The sequence below is a fragment of the Ensifer sp. 38_S197 genome, assembly GCF_056924495.1.
In genome coordinates, this window is record NZ_JBXOVZ010000002.1 from 170,791 (window position 1) to 189,254 (window position 18,464).

The following is an 18,464-nucleotide window of genomic DNA, read 5'->3' on the forward strand; positions in this document are numbered from 1 at the left end:
TGCCTTCGCTTTCGGCGGCGGTGCCCGACAGCAGGACAAAAAAGAGGCCGATGCATCGCACCGGCCCTGGAGGGAAATCCGTCGCTGGATGCGTCAGGCAGCGTTGCGGACGCTGCCGATGACATTGACCAGCTCATCGACAATACGCTCGACCTGTCCGCGGTCGTCGCCTTCCGCCATCACGCGGATCAGCGGCTCGGTGCCGGAGGGCCGGATCAGCAGGCGGCCGGACTTGGCAAGCTCCGCTTCCGCGTCAGCGATCGCCTGGCGTACCGCCGCATCTTCGAGCGGCTTGCCCGCAGAAATACGAACATTCTTCAGCACCTGCGGCACCGGCTCGAACCGGTGGCACACCTCGCTCACCGCCTTGCCCTGGCGCTTGACGACCGCAAGGATCTGCAGAGCGGCGACGAGACCATCACCCGTCGTGCCGAAATCGGAGAGCACGATGTGGCCCGACTGTTCGCCGCCCACGTTCAGGCCATCCTGGCGCATCTGCTCGACGACATAACGGTCACCAACCTTCGTGCGCCGCAGGTCGATGCCGCGTCCTTTCAGATAGCGCTCGAGGCCAAGATTGGACATCACGGTCGCGGCAACGGCGCCGCCACGCAGCATGTCGTCTTCGGCCCAGCTGTCGGCGATCACAGCCATCAGCTGATCGCCGTCAATCACCGTGCCGTTCTCATCGACGATCAGCACACGATCGGCATCGCCATCAAGCGCAATGCCGATGTCGGCGCGCACTTCGTGGACCTTTTTCGACAGCGTCACTGGGTGGGTGGAGCCGCAATCGAGATTGATGTTGAGACCATTCGGTTCCGTCCCAATGGTGACGACTTCCGCGCCCAGCTCCCAAAGCGCCGTCGGCGCCACCTTGTAGGCCGCACCATTTGCGCAGTCGACGGCGATGCGCAGGCCCTGAAGCGTGACGTCACGCGGCAGCGTGCGCTTTGCGTGTTCCAGATAGCGATAGATGTCGCCATCGACGCGCTTCGCCCGGCCAATGTCTTCAGACTTTGCCAGTTGCCCTGAGAGATCCTGGTCGAGCAGCGCCTCGATCTTCTCTTCGATATCGTCGGAAAGCTTGTAGCCGTCAGGACCGAAAAGCTTGATGCCGTTGTCCTGGAAGGGGTTGTGCGAGGCGGAGATCATCACGCCGATATCGGCGCGCAGCGAGCGGGTGAGCATGGCAACGCCCGGCGTCGGGATCGGCCCGAGCAGGAAGACGTCGAGACCCGCAGCCGTAAAGCCCGCCACCATCGCGTTTTCGAGCATATAGCCCGAAAGACGGGTGTCCTTGCCAATCACCACCCGGTGACGGTGGGCACCGTTGCGAAAGATCGTACCGACCGCAATGCCGACCCGCATCGCCAGATCCGGTGTCATCGGAAACATGTTGGACTGGCCGCGGATACCGTCGGTGCCGAAATACTTTCGCTTCATAAGAACTCCATCGTTCTGCCGGGTCAGAGCCGGCTTGGCCAGCTCCGCCTGTCTGCGTTTTGCGCGACTGGGTTTCATTGACCGGACCTCATTCATGCTTTTGGATGCCGTCTGCTTGGCGATCGGCATTCCGTTCAAGGGCAGCCATCGCAAACACGTCATGTCTTCTTTGACATAAAAGCGCAGCAAGCGGCAGCGAGCCTAACATCAGAAATCATTACATCCCGTTACCAAATGCCAGAGGCCAGGAGGCAACGAAAAGCCGCCGTTCCACTTAAGGAGCGGCGGCTCGGATCCATTGCCGACCGTGGCAGCTATTGCGGCTGCGGCTCGAATCCACCTTCGGATTCCTCGCCCTTGTTGCTCGCCGGGCCTTCCTTCTTGGAACCTGCCGAAGGAACGGCCGAGCCACGATGCGGCGGCGTGTCGTCGCCAAGGTCGCGTGCCGGCTTTTCGCCGCGGATCAGCGCCTTGATCTCGTCACCCGTCAAGGTCTCGTATTCGAGCAGGCCTTCGGCAAGCGCCACGAATTCGTGGTTCTTCTCTGTCAGGATCCTGCGCGCCGTCTCATAGGCCTCGTCGATCAGGCGACGGATTTCGTTGTCGATCTTCTGAGCGGTCGCTTCGGAAACGTTCTTCTGCTGCGCGACAGAGTGGCCAAGGAAGACCTCCTGCTGGTTCTCGCCGTAGGAAACCTGGCCGAGCTGGTCGGAGAAGCCCCATTGCGTCACCATCGCACGGGCAAGCTTCGTTGCCTGCTCGATATCCGACGATGCGCCCGAGGTGATGTTCTCCTTGCCGAAGGTCAGCTCTTCGGCAACGCGTCCGCCCATCATGATGGCAAGGCGCGAGACCATCCACTTGTAGCTCATCGAGTAGCGGTCGCCTTCGGGCAACTGCATGACCATGCCAAGCGCCCGTCCGCGCGGAATGATCGTCGCCTTGTGCAGCGGATCGGCCGAGGGAACATTGAGCGCCAGGATGGCATGACCGGCTTCGTGATAGGCCGTCAGCTTCTTCTCGGCTTCGGTCATGGCCGAGGAGCGACGCTCCGCACCCATCATGATCTTGTCCTTGGCATCCTCGAATTCGAGCATGGTGACAAGACGCTTGTTGCGGCGGGCGGCCATCAGCGCCGCCTCGTTGACAAGGTTCATGAGATCGGCGCCGGAGAAACCGGGCGTACCGCGTGCGAGCACCTTGAGGTCGACGTTCGGCGCCAGCGGCACGTTGCGTACGTGCACCTTGAGGATGCGTTCGCGGCCGTTGATATCCGGGTTCGGTACGACGACCTGCCGGTCGAAGCGGCCCGGACGCAGCAGTGCCGGATCGAGAACGTCGGGACGGTTGGTCGCCGCGATCAGGATGATGCCCTCATTGGCTTCGAAGCCGTCCATCTCAACGAGCAACTGGTTGAGCGTCTGTTCGCGCTCGTCGTTGCCGCCGCCGAGACCGGCGCCACGATGGCGGCCGACGGCGTCGATTTCGTCGATGAAGATGATGCAGGGCGCATTCTTCTTCGCCTGCTCGAACATGTCGCGCACACGGCTGGCACCAACGCCGACGAACATTTCGACGAAGTCGGAACCGGAGATGGTGAAGAACGGCACGTTGGCTTCTCCGGCAACGGAGCGTGCAAGCAGCGTTTTACCGGTACCGGGAGGGCCGACGAGCAGCACGCCGCGCGGAATGCGGCCGCCAAGGCGCTGGAACTTCTGCGGGTCGCGCAGGAATTCGACGATTTCTTCGAGGTCCTGCTTGGCTTCGTCGACGCCGGCGACGTCGTCAAAGGTGACGCGGCCATGCGCTTCCGTCAGAAGCTTGGCCTTTGACTTGCCGAAGCCCATGGCTCCACGCGAACCGCCCTGCATCTGGCGCATGAAGAACAGCCAGACGCCGAGGATCAGAAGCATCGGGAGGAGCGTACCGATGTAGCTCAGGAAGCCGGACGAGCCGTCGGTTTCCGGGCGAACCGTGACCGTCACGTCCTTGGCTTCGAGGCGCTCGGTCAGCGCCGTATCGACCGATGGCGCGTAGGTCTGGAAGGTAGCGCCGCTTTCGGAATAGCTGCCGATCACTTTCGGGCCGGTGATCACGACTTCCTTGACGCGGCTCGCATCCACGTCCTTGAGGAATTGCGAGAACGGAATCTCGCGCGAGCCGGTGCGCTCCGTCGGCTGCTGGAACATGCTGAACAACGCGATCAGCAGAAGCGCTATGATTGCCCAAAGGGCAAGATTACGAAAATTAGGGTTCATCGAACTCCCCGGAACCTGTCACGACCCACGCATTTCGCCGGGTCGCTGTCTTGCTCCCTAACATAGGGTTCTGGCGACGCATTGCCAAGGCAAACCGCCGTCTACCATTCCATTTCTGTCAATAGACCGTGAACCGGTGGCGGCAGGTAAGGCTGGCGTCCGAACAATCCGGCGATCCTGTTTGCCATGATCCTGTCGAAACCCGGCAAAAAGGTGTCGTACAGACCGATCCGCGGCTCGACTGTGACAGGTGCGACACTTTTGACGTCGTCGTGGACGATGCGTGGCGCCGACAGTGACGCCCGCCCGGCAACGCCCGGTGGCAGACCTGCGACAATAAGTCTCTGCTGTTGTGGTCCGCGACCGCCTTCCACCGTCACCACCAGGGGACCGTAGCCACCATTGCGGATCAGGAAGCGGCCATCCCAGACAGCAGTTTGCCCTGCCTGCAAGGTCAGGTCGTCGATGCCGCGCGCCTCCCGATAGAGATAGAGTCCCGTCGGGCGCCGGTCGAAGACGACGCGTCCCGCGGTCAGCCGGCCCGGCGCCCCCTGCTCCAGGGCATTCACCAGCCGCTCGACAGTCCCTGCCGCCGGCAGATGTGCACGGCCGCCGAGGACGGTCGCCAGCGTCAGCAGCGCCCGCTGCCAATCGATATCCCGGCCTTGGTCGGCCATCGCGGGAGGGATTTCCGCGACCAACCCCGCATGCACCCGTACGTGCCGCTCGAGCAGGGCGGCGGCGGTGGCCGACGATCGCGCCCGGGATCTGGCATCCCAAAAGCTGCCACCGGTCGTCGGCGACGACGCCAGCGAGGCCCGCGCGCGCACCCGCTCGAAGCGAGGGTTCGTATTGCTCGGATCGTCGAACCAGCCAACATTCCTAGCCTTGAGAAAGGTGCGAATAGCGCTGCGTTCGACCGTGAGGAAAGGTCTAAGCACCCAGATGCGACGATCATAGAGCGTGGCCTCCGCCATGCCCGCGGCACCGGGTCCTTCCCGCCGCCGTGCGCGCATCAGGATCGTCTCTCGCTGGTCGTCGAGCGTGTGACCGGCGACGATCGAGGATGCTTCGAAGCGTTGCGCAGCCTCCGCCAGCAATGCATAGCGCGCCTCGCGTGCCGCCGCCTGGATGCCGGTTCTGGGCTTCGGCCCGTCCCATCGGGTGACGAGATGCGGCACACCCAGGCTTTCGCAGAACACCGCCACACCACGCGCCTCTTCGGCCGATTCCGGCCTCAACGCGTGATCGACCGTGCAGGCGGCCAGGGAAAATTCTGTGGGCTTGGTTGCCTCGATCGCTTCCTTGAGAGCGAGAAGCAGTCCCTTCGAGTCGCTCCCGCCGGAGACGGCCACGAGGATGCGCGCTGGTCTATCGAAGGAAGCAAGAAATCGTTTTGCCGTTTCGACAACGGCCATTGGCGGGTGGGCCTCAGCAGCCAAAGCGGCTCTGCTCGCTCGTCACCTTTGCCTTTACCGCCGGCGAAGCCTTCGGGTAGCGCTTGTTGACCTCGCGCAGCGTCGCGCAGGCAGTTTCCTTGTTATCGAGCGCACCGAGCGACATCCCGAGCTTCAGCAGCATCTCCGGCGCCTTCGGCGACTTGCCGTGGGCCTGGTGCGCGTTCAGGAAGGTCTTGGCCGCGTCGCTGTACTTGCCTTGCGAATACTGCGCCTCGCCCAGCCAGAAGCTGGCATCGGCCGCCTTGTCGCCCTGCGGAAACGCCGCCAGATAGTCGCCGAATTCCTGCTCCGCCGTGCTGTAGTCGCCGGAAAGAACATGGCCGTAAGCCGACTGGTAGAGATCGCCGGGGTTGTCGAGCGAAGCCGTCTGCTGGTTGCCCGGGTTGCTGTTGAGGCCACCGTCGTCGGCGGGCAGTCCGGCACCGGCCTGGACGCCCGGAGGTGTGGCGTTCGAGCCGGGTTGAGCATCGGTCGTGGCCGCAACCGGATTGCCGTTCTGGTCGAAGACGATCTGACCGAGCGTGGTCGGCGCCGCGCCGCCGGAACCCTGGCCACCACTCGACGGGAGCCCGGAGGAAGCAATATCATTGCTCCCGCCGGCCGGTGCCGTCGCCTGGCTATCCGTCACCCCGGGGGTGACGGACGCCTGATCGCTGGTCTTCGGCGTCTGCAACGCGCCGCTCTTCTTCGGGGAGGCCTTGCCACTTTCCAGATCCTGGAAGCGGAATTCGTTGTCCTCCTGGAACTTCCGGATCTGCTCCTGCATCTGCAGGAGCTGGAAGCTCATTTCTTCGATACGCCCGTTGAGCGAGCGGATCTGTTCCTCGAGCTGGCCAATCCGTGCGGTCTCGGCCGACTGCACCTTCACTACGGGCAGCTTCGGCTGCGCGCCGGCTTGCGTTTCAGTCGTTCGGGCCAGCAGCCCTGAAAGCGGCATGGCGTTCGCCGTCTGGCCCAGACCCACAAGGGCCGTCAGACCGATCAGTCCCGCCACGACAAATTTCTTCATTTCATTTGTCCTGTTCGAATACCGGTTGTCCCACCCTTGATTCGGGGCCCGCAATACATCTCGCCGAGTCAACTGGGTGATTGCCGCACAGTTTTCCAATTGCCCTGAAAAAGCAACGGAGTTCGGCCAAAGTGTGGTAAAAAAGCAAAGGGCGGCCGAGAGCCGCCCTTATATTTTAGCAGTCTGTGATTTCGGGAACACGCTTGTATTCCTTGGAATACGTCATGCTACCCGACCGAGCCAGGCTCGGCCGTGAGAATTACATGCCGGCGCCACCGAGAACGGTGACGGCACGACGGTTCTGCGACCAGCAGGAGATGTCGTCGCAGACGGCGACCGGCTTTTCCTTGCCGTAGGAAATCGTCTTCATACGGTTTGCCGGAACACCCTGGCTGATGAGGTAGTCGCGGGTGGAGGCCGCACGGCGGGCGCCGAGTGCAAGGTTGTATTCGCGCGTGCCGCGTTCGTCGGCATGGCCTTCGATCGTGATCGCGTAGTTCGGATACTTGGCGAGCCACTGGGCCTGGCGGGCCAGCGTCTGCTGCGCGTCGGCACGGATCGAGGTGGAGTCGGTGTCGAAGAAGATGCGGTCGCCGACATTGACGGTGAAGTCCTGCTGCGAACCCGGCGTTGCAGCGCCAGCGCCGCCGAGGCCGAGCTCGTTGGCGTTGTTCGGCAGGTTCTTCTTCGATGCACAGCCAGCAATAGCAAGCGTCATGACCAGAGCGATCATGACCGGGTTGCGAGCGATGGTCTGCATGCGGCCTGCGGCCGGGGTGTCAATTCGGCTCATACGCCGGTCTCCTTGGAAGTGTCTGAATTCACGGTTGCCAGACTGTAACCGGAAGCGGTTAATCGCTTTTCAACAGTTATGGTTAACAAATCGATAATTTCGGCTCGGCGCCTGCTAGACCAGCACTTTGCGGCGAGAAAGCGGCATCGCTGCCACATTTTCCCGCCGCATATTGGATCAGCCTACTCGAGCAGCGGCGACCAGGCCGGGTCGGATGCGAAGCCCTGCGTCGGGATCGCCTGCTCGTTGTAGCCGCTCAGATCGATCGAATAGAGCTGCGGACCGCCGGCACCGGCGTTCTGTCGGAAGAACATCAGCACGCGGCCGTTCGGCGCCCAGGTCGGGCCTTCGTTGTGGAAGCCCGTGGTCAGGATGCGTTCGCCCGAACCGTCTGTCTTCATCACGCCGATCGAGAACTTGCCACCCGACTGCTTGGTGAAGGCGATGAGGTCGCCACGCGGAGACCAGACCGGCGTCGAGTAGGAGCCGTCGCCGAAGGAGATGCGGCGCTGGCCGGAACCGTCGGCGCCCATGATGTAGATCTGCTGGCGGCCGCCGCGATCGCTTTCAAAGGCGATCTGGCTGCCATCAGGCGAATAGGACGGTGCCGTGTCGATCGCGGCGGTGTTGGTGAGGCGCGTCGTCGTGCGCGAGCGCAGGTCCATCGTGTAGATGTTGGCGTTACCGTCCTGCTGAAGGCTCATGATGACGCGCTGGCCATCCGGCGAGAAGCGCGGCGAGAAGGTCATGCCGGGGAAGTTGCCGACGACTTCACGCTGTCCGGTTTCCAGCTGCAGCAGGTAGACGCGCGGCTGCTGGTTTTCGAACGACATGTAGGTGACTTCCTGGCGGTTCGGCGAGAAGCGCGGCGTCAGAACGATGTCGTTGGAATTGGTCAGTGCCCGGGCGTTGAAGCCGTCCTGGTCCATGATGGCGAGCTGACGCTTGCGCGCCGTCTTCGGGCCGCTCTCGGCGACGTAGACGATGCGCGTGTCGAAGTAGCCCTTTTCGCCGGTGATGCGCTCATAGATCGCGTCGGCGATGATGTGGGCGACGCGGCGCCAGTTTTCCGGCTGGGTGAAGAACTGCTGGCCGGTCATCTGCGTGCCGCCGAACGTGTCCCACAGCCGGAACTCGGCCTTCAGCCTGCCATCGCCTTCCTGCGTCACGCGGCCGGTGACGATGGCCTGGGCGTTGATGACCTTCCAGTCCTCGAAACGCGGCGTCGCATCCGGATTGCTGATCTTTTCGATGAAGGCGCTCTTGTTGATCGGCGCGAACAGGCCCGACCGCTTCAGGTCGGCGGCGACCACGTCCGAGATCTTCTGACCGAGCTCGCCCTGAAGGAAGTCGGTGATCGCGATCGGCAGGGGCTCGACGTTACCCTTGTTGATGTTGATTTCGACGACGGCGTTCGCCGGCGTTGCCGCCACGAAGGCGACGAACATGCCCGCGGCCACCATCAGGGCACGGAAAAGAGAGACCTTGATCATTGAGACAAGCCTTTCAGCTTAATACGAAGGGTTTGTGCGGTGTGTTGGCTATCCGGCATGGGTTCCAATCCCGGCAGCTCAGAGTGCGAATTCCGAGGGGTCGAAGTTCAGCACGAGGGTATTCCATCCTTTTTCGCCATCATATTTTTCAGGTGGCAGGTTCTGTAGCGGCGACGAGCGGCGGAGCGCGCGCAGCGTGCTGCTTTCGACAGCGCGACGCGTTCCTTCAGGTCCGCCGGTTGCCGTCACTTCCGGCGTGCCGACAATGTTGCCTGCTGGATCCAGCTGGACCTTGATCGTCACCCGGACTTCCTGAACGCCGGTGAGGCCGGGCGTCAGCGACCAGTTGCCCTGGATCTGCCCCTTCACGCCGTCGATCTCGTTGGCGCTGAGGCCCACGCCGATCGTCTTCTTGCCGCCGAGAGCCGCCTCTTGCGTCGAGCGCTTGGCGCCACCGGCGGACGGGTCCTGCCGGTTGAGCAGCGCGGCAATCTCGTCGGCGTTGAACTTGCTTTCTTCGGTGGACGCCGCCTTCTTCTGTTCCTTCGGCGTTGCCTCGTTCTTGCGTTCAGGCGTCTTGGCACTCTGGGCCGGCTTTTCGACCTTGGGCCTTGCGGCCGGGGTCGGCACCTTTTCGGGCAACGCCTCGGCTTCCGGGTTCTCGGCCGGCTTTTCTTCGGCCGGCGCCGGATCCGGTTTCGTCTCCGGCTTCACTTCCTGCTTCGGTTCCGGCAGCGCCGCAACTTCGGTCGCAGGCTCGGAAGCCGGCTTGGTCTCTTCGACCTTCTTGATCTCCTGCTCGACCGGATCGGGCGTCGGCTCGGGCTTTTCGTTCTTTTCCGGCGAGGCCGTGGCTTCGCTCTTCGACGGCTTGGCGTTCGGGGTCGGCGGCGTCTTCAGGTCGGTGTCGTTGTCGCCGACGTTTTCGGCCGGCTGGTTCGTCTCCGGACGCTTGGTCGGAACCGGCGACGAGGTCTCCTTCTTCGGCGCCTTCTTGTCGCCCTGCTGAACCTGTGTCATTTCCGAATAGGGAACGATGTCGACAGGCAAAGCCTCGACGTCGGCGACCTGGAAGTCAGCCGGGCTGCCAAGCGACACCAGCGCCCAGGTCAAGACCATGGCGTGGAGGACAGCAGATGTAGCGAGACTGCCCTTCATCGTGGACGATCACTTTTCCTGTTCTTGCAGCGTGACGAGGCCGAGATTCTTGAAGCCTGCGGCGGAGATGCGGGCCATGACCTTCATGACCGTGCCGTAGTCGGCATTGGTGTCGCCGCGCACATAGATGCGCTCGTTGTAGCCGGTGGTGGCAATCGCCTCGAGCTTCGGCACGACCTCATCGATCGCGATCGGGGTTTCCTGCAGGTAGATCTCGCCGGAAGGATTGACCGAAACGGTGATCGGCTGCGTATCGGAATTGAGCGCCTTCGCCTGCGTTTCCGGCAGGTCGATCGGCACACCGACTGTCATCATCGGCGCTGCCACCATGAAGATGATCAACAGCACGAGCATGACGTCGACGAAAGGCGTGACGTTGATCTCGCTCATCACGGCTTTCTTGCCGCCGCGGCGGCGACGTCCGCCGCCCGAACCCTTGGCTCCGCCAACCGACATACCCATCAGCGTGGTCTCCGTATCTCTGGCGATTATTGCGCGGCCTGGCGCGGGCTCTGCAGCTTCTCGTCGATCTGCCGCGACAGGATGGCCGAGAACTCGTCGGCAAAACCTTCCATGCGTGCCGACAGCTTGCCGGCGTCGGCCGAGAACTTGTTGTAGGCGATAACCGCCGGGATAGCGGCGAGCAGGCCGATCGCGGTGGCGAGCAGCGCTTCGGCGATACCGGGCGCCACGACCGCGAGGTTGGTCGACTTCGAGCCGGCGATCGCCTGGAACGAGGTCATGATACCGACGACCGTACCGAAGAGACCAATGAAGGGTGCGGCCGAACCGATGGTTGCGAGCGAACCGAGGCGCGCTTCCAGCGATTCCGATTCACGGGCGAGCGTCACGTCCATGGCGCGGTCGATACGCATCTGCAGGCCGATCGGCGACCGGGCACCGCGCTCGAAGCTCTTCTTCCATTCGCGCATGGCGGAAACGAAGATCGCCCCCATGCCGGCAGTCTGCCTGTCGGCCAGCGTCCGGTAGAGCTCTTCCAGCGATTGGCCGGACCAGAACACCTGCTCGAAGTTGTCGAGCTGACGGCGCACGCGGCCGTAGTTCAGCGTCTTGTCGACGACGATCGCCCAGGTCCACACCGAGGCGGAAATCAGCCCCAGCATGACCAGCTTCACGACAAAGCCCGCCTGCATGAACAGCGACCAGAGGGTCACGTCGTGCGTCGCAGCGGCCAATCCAACCTGTTCCATCGTCTTCAGTCCCCGAATCCAAACACCCGGCAAGAGCGGCTCATGCTCGTGACCGGGTAGCCCAAACGTCCTGTTTGCAAGAATGCCCGGCACCGCCGTAGATCGCACCATCGCGACCTTAATTAGCTTTAGGTTGCCTTCTTGCCGTCAATTTTGGTCAAAGGATGACGTGCACTGCACAAATCCTGATGCAGTGATTAAGACACCATTATGGTTAAACAACCGTTACCATACTGTGTCTTTGCGGTATCACCCCGCGGCCGGAACTTACCTTGGCCGGGCACGTTTCTTCGGCATGGGCCAGCAGACGACACGACAGCGCGACAAACGATCTTCCTCGCCGCATTTTGATCCGCGGGACCGGTTGATCCTTGCGCTTTATGCCGAGCTCAAAGCCGAGCGGGAGACGCGGGCCGCATTGGAGGACGCCCTTGCTCATGGCGTGCTGTCGACCGATGTCCTGCAGGCGATCATTTCCGACCCGATCCCGGTCGTCACCGGCGAGGACATCGCCCATATCGAGCGCGCTTTGGCCCAGGACAGGGCGCGAGCAACCGTAGTCGAAGATACGCCGAACATTCGGCGCCTGCGTGGAGGCCGGTGATGGCGGCGCGCGCCCTATGGAAGGGGCAGCTTCGGCTCTCGCTGGTGTCGATACCCGTCGAGCTCTTCAGCGCCACCCGCGCCAGCGCAAAGGTGGCTTTCCGCCAAATCCATGAGCCCTCCGGCAAGCCGGTGCACTACGCAAAGGTCGTCGACGGCGTCGGCCCGGTCGACACCGACGATATCGTCAAGGGATACGAGTACGAGTCCGGCAAATACGTGCTGCTCGAGCCGGAGGAAGTGGACTCCATCAAGCTCGAGACAAAAAAGACCCTCGAACTCGTGCAGTTCGTCGGCGCCTGCGACATCTCGCCGATCTACTTCGACAAGCCCTACTACGTCGTGCCTGCCGACGATCTCGCCGAAGATGCCTACCGCGTGGTTCGCGATGCTCTGAGAGCCGCGTCGAAGATCGGGCTTGGCCAGCTGACGTTGCGCGGCCGCGAATACCTGGTTGCGGTCCGGCCCTGCGGCAACGGCCTGCTGCTTGAGACGCTCCGATATGCCGATGAATTGAGAAAGGCGGAGCCGATGTTTTCCGAGCTCTCCGGCAAGAAAGCGGAAAAAGACCTGTTGGACGTCGCAACGGCCCTCATCGATCGCAAGACCGCACCCTTCGACGCCGCCGCATTCAAGGACAATTACACTGCGGCGCTCACCGAGCTCGTCAAGCGCAAGATGAAGGGGAAGTCGAACCGCGTTTCGGTCGACGAGGACGAGCGTCCCGAACGCCGCGGCGACAATGTCGTCGATCTGATGTCGGCGCTGAAGCAGAGCCTTGAAGCAGGTGACACGAAGAAGTCGGCGAAATCCAAACCGGCGCCGTCTCGCCGACGCAAATCCGCGTGAGGTAAAGCATGGCTGCCAACCGCGATCCCCTTGCCGAATACAACAAACGCCGCAATTTCCGCGAGACCCGCGAGCCAAAGGGCAAGATCGCTCGCAGTCGTTCGAGCCAAAGGCGCTTCCTGGTACAGAAGCATGATGCCACACGCCTTCACTACGATTTCCGATTGGAATGGGACGGCGTTCTGAAAAGCTGGGCCGTAACCCGCGGACCCAGCCTCAATCCGGAGGACAAACGTCTTGCCGTTCGAACCGAAGACCACCCGCTTGCCTATGGCGATTTCGAGGGAACGATCCCCGAGAACCAATATGGCGGCGGCACCGTCATGTTGTGGGACACCGGCTGGTGGGAGCCGGAAAACGATCCCGAGGAAGGATTGCGCGAAGGCAAGCTGACGTTTCATCTTCATGGCGAGCGCATGCATGGCGGCTGGGCACTGGTCCGCATGCGGCCACGCCACGGCGAGAAGCGCGAGAACTGGCTGCTCATCAAGGAGGGGGACGATGCCGCCTCCGACGATGGTGAAACTCTCCTGGAGGACCATCAGACGAGCGTCACCACCGGCCGGACCATGGACGAGATCGCCGCCGGCAAGGGCGAACGCAGGAAGCACGTCTGGGCATCCAACAAAAGTACAGCCGCGAATCTGAAGGCGGGCGCGGTCGACGCGCAGCCGAAGAGATCGACCAAGGGCAAGCCGCCCGCTTTTCAGAAGCCGCAACTGGCGACGCTGGTTTCGCAGGCACCAGAGGGCGACGCCTGGCTGAACGAGGTCAAGTTCGACGGCTATCGCCTGCTGGTTGCCACCGGTGGCGGCAAGGCCATCTGCCACACGCGCACCGGACTCGACTGGACCGAGAAATTCCAAAGCATCGCCAAGGCATTGGCGGAACTCGACTGTACGTCCGCGCTTATCGACGGCGAGGCCGTTGCCGTGTCCAAGGAGGGGTCATCGTTCTCCGCCCTGCAGAAAGCCCTGAAGGGCGGCGGCGAGACACGCTTCTATGCCTTCGACCTGCTTCACCTCGACGGGCGCGACCTGCGCCGCCTGCCGCTGATCGAGCGAAAGGAGACACTGAAGCGGCTGCTCAGATCCGTGCCGCCATCCAGCACCATTCAATATAGCGAACATGTGCGCGGCAACGGACCGGAAGTCTTCTCGACCATCTGCAAGGCCGGCCAAGAGGGCATCATCGCCAAACAGGCGGAGGCACCCTACAGCAACCAGCGAACCCGAAGCTGGCTCAAGATCAAATGCACAAAGCGCCAGGAATTCGTCATTGGCGGCTATTCGCCGTCGACAAAGAAAGGACGCGCCTTTGCCTCGCTTCTCGTCGGCACCTTCGACAAGGGCGAACTCATCTATCGCGGACGCGTCGGAACCGGTTTTGACGAGGAACGCATGGAGACGCTCTCGGCCGCTTTCGCCAAGCGCCGTCGCGCGACCAGTCCCTTTGCGAGCGTCCCACGCGAGATCGCAAGGGACGCGATCTGGATCAGGCCGGACATGGTCGCAGAGATCGATTTCACCGAATTTACCGATGAAGGACATATCCGCCACGGCGCCTTCGAGGGGCTGCGGGAGGACAAGGAGGCAAAGTCCGTGACACTCGAAACGCCGAAACCCGCAACGAAGTCCTCAGGCAAGTCCCAAGCGGCATCCGCGAAGGCAACGACCGCAAAAGGGGGATCGACCGCAGCGCACGAAACCGTCCTCGGCGTGCGCATCACCCATCCGGACCGCATCCTGTTCGAAGGCCAGGGCATCAGCAAGCTCGACCTCTCCCGCTATTATGCGGTCGTCGGAGAGCGGATGCTGCCCTACGCCGCCGAACACTTGCTGTCGCTGGTGCGTTGCCCGCAGGGCGGCAAGGGACAGTGCTTCTACCAGAAGCATGCCAGCGACGGCTTTCCCGACGAGATCAAGGAGGTTCCCGTCAAGGAGAGCTCCGGCGAGACCGAGGACTATATGTACGTGCGCGACGCCAAGGGATTGGTCGCCGCCGTGCAGATGGGCACGCTGGAGTTCCACATTTGGGGTTCACGCTTCGACAAGCTCGAGACGCCCGACCGGCTGGTTTTCGACCTGGATCCCGATGAGGGGCTGGACTTCGGGGTCGTCAAGGCGGCGGCCATGGCGCTGCGTGACGCGCTCGGCGAGATCGGGCTGAAGTCGATGCCGATGGTCACGGGCGGAAAGGGCGTGCACGTCATCGTTCCGCTGACAGCCCGCGCCACCTGGCCTGAAGCCAAGGCGTTCGCCAAGACTTTTGCCCAGGGCTTTGCCGACCGCGATCCCGACAGGTTCATCGCCACCATGTCGAAGGCGAAGCGCAAGGGACGCATCTTCATCGACTGGCTGAGGAACGAGCGTGGCGCCACCGCGATCGCGCCCTATTCGACCCGGGCACGGGCCGGAGGGCCGGTCGCCACTCCGGTTGGCTGGGACGAGCTTTCCGCGCTGGAAGCCGCCAACGGCTTCCGCATCCCCGATATTCTCGAGCGGATCGAAAGCGGCGCAGATCCCTGGCGGGATGTCGCCGGCGTAAAGCAATCGCTGACCAAGAAGATCCTGGACAAGCTCGGAGTGAACGAGGCGGATTGAGCTGCCTCTGTTAAAGCGGACCGGTCAGCCGGCGCTCTCCTTCGCGTGCTGGAACTTGTAGGCCAGCGCTTCCGGCAGCCGCCGCGGACGCCCCTGGCCGTTGATAACGGCGATGATCACCTTGGCGGCGATCAGCAATTGCTCGCCGCGGCGGATCTCCTGCTGCAGCACCATCTTGGCGCCACCGGCCTTCTCCGTGACCGTCGTAATCGTCAGGATGTCGTCCATGCGGGCAGGCAGCTTGAAGTCGATCTCCATGCGATGCACGACGAAGACCAGGCCTTCGCTGTCGCCTTCGATCGCGAGCGTCGCCTGTTCGACGCCGAGCAGCCGCAGGAAGTCGGTGCGGGCGCGCTCCATGAAGTGCAGGTAGCGGGCGTGATAGACGACACCGGAAAAATCTGTGTCTTCGTAGTAGACGCGCTGGACCAGCCGATGGCCGTTTTCGGTCAGTTCGCCTGCAAGCGAAATCAGGGACATGCTTTTCTCCGAAAGAAATTCCCGTTTCCTGTGCAGGAACAAAAAGCCATTTGCAAGCATTGCAACGTTGTCACAATCCTACCCTATCACGTGACGGACTTCCTTCCTGAGCAGGAGAACGTGCATGAAGATTGCGATTCTCGGCGGCGACGGTTTCGTCGGCTGGCCCACGGCCCTTCACCTGTCCGATGCCGGCCACGATGTCCACATCCTCGACAATCTCTCCCGCCGCTGGATCGATACGGAGCTCGGCGTGCAATCGCTGACGCCGATGGACTCGATCCAGGAACGCACCCGTATCTGGCACGCCGAAACCGGCCGTCGCATCCATTTCAATCTGATTGACCTCGCCCGCGACTACGAACTGCTCAAGAACTGGCTCGCCGAACATCGCCCGGATGCGATCGTGCATTTCGCCGAACAGCGCGCCGCGCCCTATTCCATGAAGAGCGACCGCCACAAGAACTACACGGTCAACAACAACGTCAACGCCACGCACAATCTGCTGAATGCGCTGGTCGAGCTCGAGCTCGATGCGCATCTGGTGCATCTCGGCACCATGGGCGTCTACGGTTATTCGACCGTTGGCGCGGCGATCCCCGAGGGATACCTGCCGGTCGGCATCGAGACGATGGGCGGCGAGACCGTCAGCCAGGAGATCCTCTATCCCTCCAATCCCGGCTCGATCTATCACATGACCAAGTGCCTGGATCAGCTGCTCTTCCAATTTTATGCCAAGAATGACGGCCTCAGGATCACCGACCTGCACCAGGGTATCGTCTGGGGCACCCATACCGAACAGACCCGCCGCCACCCGCAGCTCATCAACCGCTTCGATTATGACGGCGACTATGGCACGGTCTTGAACCGCTTTCTGATTCAGGCGGCGATCGGCTATCCCCTGACGGTGCACGGCACCGGCGGCCAGACGCGCGCCTTCATCCACATCCAGGATTCGGTCCGCTGCATCGAGCTGGCGCTGAAGAACCCGCCGGCACACGGCAACCGCGTCGAGATCTTCAACCAGATGACCGAGACCCACCGGGTACGCGACCTTGCCGAGATGATCGCCGCGATCACGGGCGCGCAGATCGCCTGGCTGCCGAACCCGCGCAAGGAAGCGGCCGAGAACGAACTCGTCGTCCACAATGAGAAGTTCCTGGCGCTCGGCCTCAACCCGACGCGGCTGCAGGACGGGCTGCTGTCGGAAATCGTCGATGTCGCGAAGAAATTCGCCTATCGTGTCGATCGCACGCGCGTGCCTGCCGTCTCCGCCTGGACCAAGGACATTGCGCCGCTCATCAACCACGACCCAGAGGGCAAGCGGCTGAAATCCGTTTCATGACATCCACCGATCCTTCGGAGGGGTTGCGCCCCTCCTCGCCTCCTTCTGCCGGCCATGCCTTCGTGACGCTGGTCAGCAATGCCGACTATGCGCTCGGGGCTCGCGCTTTGGCCCGCTCGCTGCGCCTCTCCGGCACCGAGGCGGATATCGTGGTGCTGCATACCGGTGGCGTTTCGCTCGACGCGCTGGCGCCGCTGGCCGAGTTCGGCTGCCGCCTGGTCGAGACCGACCTCCTGCCGCTTTCCGATGCGTTCACCGAGCGCCATCAGCGCCGGAACGTGCATGAGAAGGCGCCCTTCACCAAGGGCCGCAAACCGGCCTTTCACTCGCCGCTCGACAACTTCTGCAAGCTCAGGCTCTGGCAACTCGTCGAGTACCGCCGCTGCGTCTTCATCGACGCCGACGCGATCGTGCTCAGGAACATCGACCGGCTGTTTTCCTATCCGGAATTCTCCGCCGCGCCGAACGTCTACGAAAGCCTCGCCGACTTTCACCGGCTGAACTCCGGCGTCTTCGTCGCCGAGCCTTCGTTCGCGACATTCGGACGGATGCTCGCTTGTCTCGACGCACCCGAGGCCTTCTGGCCGCGCACCGACCAGACCTTCCTGCAGACTTTCTTCCCGGATTGGCACGGCCTGCCGGTGACGATGAACATGCTGCAATATGTCTGGTTCAGCATGCCGGGGCTCTGGGACTGGCGCTCGATCGGCGTCCTGCACTACCAGTATGAGAAGCCCTGGGAAAGGGACCATCCCCGTGCCGAGGCCTTGCGGCCGCTGATCGACCTCTGGTTCGCCTTCCTGACCGGGGACGACATTCCGGAGATTGCGTCTCTCCCCAATCCGGTGCGCCGATGACACGGGTCCTGGTCTCCGGCGGCACCGGCTTCGTCGGTCGTTTCATCGTCGAGCATTTGTTGCGGAACGGATACGAGGTGATCGTCGGTGGCCGCACGCCGCCCGACCCCGGTTTTTTCAGCACCAATGTTCGCTTCGTGCCGTTGTTTCTCGATCCGGATCTCGACCAGGCCGCCCTATTCGATGGCGTTGCCGGCTTCGTCCATGCTGCATTCGAACATGTCGAGGGCAGGTATCGCGGCGGTGAAGGCGACGATCCGCAAGGCTTCTGCCGCGCGAATATTGATGGCTCGGTCCGCCTGTTCGAGACGGCACGGGCGGCCGGCGTCAAGCGCTGCGTGTTTCTGTCGAGCCGCGCCGTCTACGGCAGCCGGCTCGCCGGCCGCCTCGACGAGACATCGCCGCCGGATCCGGACACGCTTTATGGCCGGTTGAAGGTCGCGGTCGAAGACCACTTGCGGATGCTTGCAACCGAGGACTTCATCCCGGCAAGCCTGCGGGTTACCGGTGTGTACGGTGCCGCCGGTCCGGGCCGACGGCACAAGTGGGCCGACCTGTTTGCGAGCTATCTTGAAGGAAAACCGATCCAGTCGCGGATCGGCACCGAGATCCATGGCGATGACGTGGGTGCAGCGGTGCGCCTGATGCTCGAAGCGGATAGCGCCGCGGTGCGGGGTGAGGTCTTCAACGTTTCGGACCTGCTGCTCGACGTCAGGCAAATTCTCTCGCTGGTGCAGGCGCTGACCGGATGCCCGCACGCACTACCTAAGACCGTTTCGGCGGATGGCTATCTGGTCATGGCGACAGAAAAATTGCGCAAGCTCGGCTGGCGGCCTGGCGGACCGGAGCGGCTGGCGACCTCGATCAGGGATCTGCTCGAGGACATCAGGCTCGCGTAA

At 62.7% G+C, this 18,464-nt stretch carries 16 protein-coding genes; 6 read left to right on the forward strand and 10 right to left on the reverse strand.

The features are described from left to right. Positions 1-93 precede the first annotated feature (93 nt). The 9 genes from glmM to tolQ form a co-directional block, all read right to left on the reverse strand. Positions 94-1,446: a phosphoglucosamine mutase gene (gene glmM / locus AC1Z3V_RS14185; RefSeq protein WP_429813683.1), complete on the reverse strand. Its 1,353-nt coding sequence runs from the start codon at positions 1,444-1,446 to the stop codon at positions 94-96. A 314-nt stretch (positions 1,447-1,760) separates the two neighbouring features. Beyond that, positions 1,761-3,704: an ATP-dependent zinc metalloprotease FtsH gene (gene ftsH, locus AC1Z3V_RS14190; RefSeq protein WP_173520458.1), complete on the reverse strand. Its 1,944-nt coding sequence runs from the start codon at positions 3,702-3,704 to the stop codon at positions 1,761-1,763. Between the two features lie 101 nt (positions 3,705-3,805). Further along, the gene (tilS, locus tag AC1Z3V_RS14195) at positions 3,806-5,122 is read right to left on the reverse strand and encodes a tRNA lysidine(34) synthetase TilS (protein WP_483499882.1); all 1,317 of its coding nucleotides are present in this window, start codon (positions 5,120-5,122) and stop codon (positions 3,806-3,808) included. A 13-nt stretch (positions 5,123-5,135) separates the two neighbouring features. After that, the gene (ybgF, locus tag AC1Z3V_RS14200; RefSeq protein ID WP_483499884.1) at positions 5,136-6,173 is read right to left on the reverse strand and encodes a tol-pal system protein YbgF; all 1,038 of its coding nucleotides are present in this window, start codon (positions 6,171-6,173) and stop codon (positions 5,136-5,138) included. 259 nt (positions 6,174-6,432) lie between these two features. Further along, positions 6,433-6,966 carry a peptidoglycan-associated lipoprotein Pal gene (pal, locus tag AC1Z3V_RS14205; protein ID WP_429813436.1) on the reverse strand — a complete coding sequence of 178 codons (534 nt, stop codon included), beginning with the start codon at positions 6,964-6,966 and terminating at the stop codon, positions 6,433-6,435. A gap of 182 nt (positions 6,967-7,148) precedes the next feature. Continuing rightward, on the reverse strand, positions 7,149-8,459 hold the full coding sequence (tolB, locus tag AC1Z3V_RS14210; RefSeq protein WP_429813433.1) for a Tol-Pal system beta propeller repeat protein TolB: 1,311 nt from the start codon (positions 8,457-8,459) through the stop codon (positions 7,149-7,151). 78 nt (positions 8,460-8,537) lie between these two features. After that, positions 8,538-9,617 carry a hypothetical protein gene (locus AC1Z3V_RS14215; protein ID WP_483499885.1) on the reverse strand — a complete coding sequence of 360 codons (1,080 nt, stop codon included), beginning with the start codon at positions 9,615-9,617 and terminating at the stop codon, positions 8,538-8,540. A gap of 9 nt (positions 9,618-9,626) precedes the next feature. Next, positions 9,627-10,079, reverse strand: a complete 453-nt coding sequence (gene tolR / locus AC1Z3V_RS14220) for a protein TolR (protein WP_173520452.1) — start codon at positions 10,077-10,079, stop codon at positions 9,627-9,629. A 26-nt stretch (positions 10,080-10,105) separates the two neighbouring features. Then, entirely contained in the window at positions 10,106-10,828 is a 723-nt protein-coding gene (gene tolQ / locus AC1Z3V_RS14225) for a protein TolQ (RefSeq protein WP_173520451.1), read from the reverse strand. 82 nt (positions 10,829-10,910) lie between these two features. Between tolQ and AC1Z3V_RS14230 the strand changes: the two genes are divergently transcribed. From AC1Z3V_RS14230 to ligD, 3 genes are read left to right on the forward strand one after another with little or no spacing between them, the layout of a single operon-like run. Then, a complete protein-coding gene (locus AC1Z3V_RS14230) occupies positions 10,911-11,432 on the forward strand; it encodes a hypothetical protein (RefSeq protein WP_429813428.1) in 522 nt (173 codons plus the stop codon). After that, a complete protein-coding gene (ku, locus tag AC1Z3V_RS14235; protein ID WP_483499887.1) occupies positions 11,432-12,280 on the forward strand; it encodes a non-homologous end joining protein Ku in 849 nt (282 codons plus the stop codon). The genes AC1Z3V_RS14230 and ku overlap by 1 nt, the downstream gene beginning before the upstream one ends. 8 nt (positions 12,281-12,288) lie before the next feature. Further along, the gene (gene ligD / locus AC1Z3V_RS14240; protein WP_483499889.1) at positions 12,289-14,883 is read left to right on the forward strand and encodes a DNA ligase D; all 2,595 of its coding nucleotides are present in this window, start codon (positions 12,289-12,291) and stop codon (positions 14,881-14,883) included. Between the two features lie 24 nt (positions 14,884-14,907). Here ligD and ybgC read toward each other — a convergent pair whose 3' ends face one another. Next, positions 14,908-15,363, reverse strand: coding sequence for a tol-pal system-associated acyl-CoA thioesterase (gene ybgC, locus AC1Z3V_RS14245; RefSeq protein WP_429813421.1), 456 nt, complete (start codon positions 15,361-15,363; stop codon positions 14,908-14,910). Positions 15,364-15,487: 124 nt separating this feature from the next. On the opposite strand from ybgC, the gene AC1Z3V_RS14250 reads away from it, so the two are divergent. Genes AC1Z3V_RS14250 through AC1Z3V_RS14260 form a run of 3 tightly spaced genes read left to right on the forward strand, consistent with a single transcriptional unit; the run spans position 15,488 to position 18,464 of the window. Further along, positions 15,488-16,708, forward strand: a complete 1,221-nt coding sequence (locus tag AC1Z3V_RS14250) for an NAD-dependent epimerase/dehydratase family protein (RefSeq protein ID WP_483499891.1) — start codon at positions 15,488-15,490, stop codon at positions 16,706-16,708. Then, positions 16,705-17,565: a glycosyltransferase gene (locus AC1Z3V_RS14255; protein ID WP_483499893.1), complete on the forward strand. Its 861-nt coding sequence runs from the start codon at positions 16,705-16,707 to the stop codon at positions 17,563-17,565. The genes AC1Z3V_RS14250 and AC1Z3V_RS14255 overlap by 4 nt, the downstream gene beginning before the upstream one ends. Then, positions 17,562-18,464 (forward strand): NAD-dependent epimerase/dehydratase family protein, encoded by a 903-nt coding sequence (locus AC1Z3V_RS14260; RefSeq protein WP_483499895.1) that lies wholly within the window; start codon positions 17,562-17,564, stop codon positions 18,462-18,464. The genes AC1Z3V_RS14255 and AC1Z3V_RS14260 overlap by 4 nt, the downstream gene beginning before the upstream one ends.